Below are 438 nucleotides of genomic sequence, written 5' to 3'. Positions count from 1 at the left end.
ATCCCGACAGCGGCGATGTGGTGGGTGGTGCGAGCGGCCGTACATCGCTCGGGCTCCTGTTTCTTGATCTCTTCCATCTGCCCGAAACGTTACGCGGCATGGGTATTGGCACCGAGGTGTTGCGCAGGTTTGAAGAAGAAGGGCGCCGACGCGGTTGTCGCTCGGCGGTGGTCTATACGATCAGCTTTCAGGCCCCGCAGTTTTACGAACGCAACGGCTGGGTACGGTTCGGAGAGGTGCCGTGCGACCCGCCCGGCACGAGCCGCGTTTTCCTCAGCAAGGCGCTGTGAGTGAAGCCTTCAAGGTTTCACGTTTTCCTGCGCCGCGGCTTCGAGGTATTCCAGAAAGCGGCTAGCGACCGGCTCTGCATCGCCCGTGCGTCGTAACGACAGCACGGGCGATTCTTTTTTGTCGCCGGCCAGCGGCACAAAGCTGACG

1 protein-coding gene is annotated in these 438 nt (G+C 61.6%); it reads left to right on the top strand.

Annotation, left to right across the window (positions count from 1 at the left end; all coding sequences use genetic code 11):
* Positions 1-290 (top strand): GNAT family N-acetyltransferase (locus D7X12_RS45755; RefSeq protein ID WP_120630601.1); only part of this gene is annotated, 290 nt, incomplete at its 5' end.
* Positions 291-438 lie beyond the last annotated feature (148 nt).

Origin of the sequence: Corallococcus sicarius, from assembly GCF_003611735.1 — a bacterium.
GTDB classification, from domain to species: domain Bacteria; phylum Myxococcota; class Myxococcia; order Myxococcales; family Myxococcaceae; genus Corallococcus; species Corallococcus sicarius.
This window is presented reverse-complemented; position numbering and strand designations above follow the sequence as displayed.